The organism is Barnesiella sp., assembly GCF_022723415.1.
In the GTDB taxonomy this organism is placed as follows: Bacteria; Bacteroidota; Bacteroidia; order Bacteroidales; family Barnesiellaceae; genus Barnesiella; species Barnesiella intestinihominis.
Window position 1 is genome coordinate 1 of sequence record NZ_JAIJHU010000147.1, and the last position, 1,135, is coordinate 1,135.

Annotated in this window: 3 protein-coding genes; all 3 read left to right on the forward strand. The window is 34.4% G+C overall.

Features of this window, described 5'->3' with window-relative positions; all coding sequences use genetic code 11:
* Positions 1-268: conjugal transfer protein (locus QVD32_RS13185; RefSeq protein WP_287710393.1), on the forward strand; the 268-nt coding region annotated here is incomplete at its 5' end.
* Between the two features lie 12 nt (positions 269-280).
* Entirely contained in the window at positions 281-526 is a 246-nt protein-coding gene (locus QVD32_RS13190; protein ID WP_287710394.1) for a TcpD family membrane protein, read from the forward strand.
* A gap of 2 nt (positions 527-528) precedes the next feature.
* Positions 529-915 carry a TcpE family conjugal transfer membrane protein gene (locus tag QVD32_RS13195; RefSeq protein WP_287710396.1) on the forward strand — a complete coding sequence of 129 codons (387 nt, stop codon included), beginning with the start codon at positions 529-531 and terminating at the stop codon, positions 913-915.
* Positions 916-1,135 lie beyond the last annotated feature (220 nt).

Genomic DNA, 1,135 nt, shown 5'->3' on the forward strand with positions numbered 1-1,135 from the left:
ATTCTTAAGTAAATATGCGAAAGGGACTGCTTCTGATATGGAATATATGATGAATGCTCCTGAAGGATTGGAAGGGACAGCGGAATTTGATTCATTAACAGGAAAAGTATTTGAACGAAAGAAAGGTTATGTGGTGAAAGCAACGGTTACTTTTAAAAATCCAAAAATAAATTATTCTTGGCAAGAGGATATGACGTTAGAAATAGTTAAAAAATCGGATAAATATTTTGTGGAACGTTTGACACATACTTTATCCGATGATGAATAGGAGTGAAAATACATGGATACAAGTGCATTAAAAACTTTTATTGTAGAGAAAGGGCAAGATTTTCTAATTATTGGCGGAATTTGTATGCTTGTCTATTTTGCAATCAAAGGAAATTTAAAAAAAGCTGGGTTAACTTTGATTATCGGTGCGTTGGTGTACTTCTTTATTGGTTCACCAGACACCGTATTTAAAGGAGTCGGTGAGATTTTTAGTAAGTTGTTTGGCGGAAACATTCTTCCTCCTATGATAGGTGTGTAACCGTGGAGTGGGAGCCTTATAACTATTCAGCGGTTTTTAAAGAACCAGAAAAAATTTCAGAGTTTCCAGTGTTAGGTCATTTGCCCTTTTCTGTTGCATGGGTGGATTTAACGGTAATAGGGTTAACTGATCTTTTTATTTGGCTTTTTTTAAGGGATTTTGTCCAAAAAATAGCTTCGTACGTTAGTTTTATGAGTATGTTCTTTTATGTAGCAGTTCCCTTAGGTGTGGTGTTATTGATGAATCGAATTCGTCCAGATGATAAAAAAGTGTATTTTTATCTTTGGGATATGCTGGTTTATCTGGTAACGATTAAATGGGGGGCGATTGTTTTTTACAATGGAGAACGCCATAAAGAGAAGGATTTAGAAGAAAAAATTGACTATTAGTGAAAAGGCTATAAGGATTTTTCCTTGTAGCTTTTTTAGGAGGTGGTGGATAGATGGAACAAGGGAGTATTTATGTAGAAAGTTTGTCCAGTGGAAAAGGTGAATGGTTTGATTTACCAGTTTCTGAAGAAATTGTTGCTTCTAAAATTGTTGGAGAAGATCAGGAATTAGGAGAATATATCATTTTAGACTATGATACACCATTTTATGTGTATGAGTC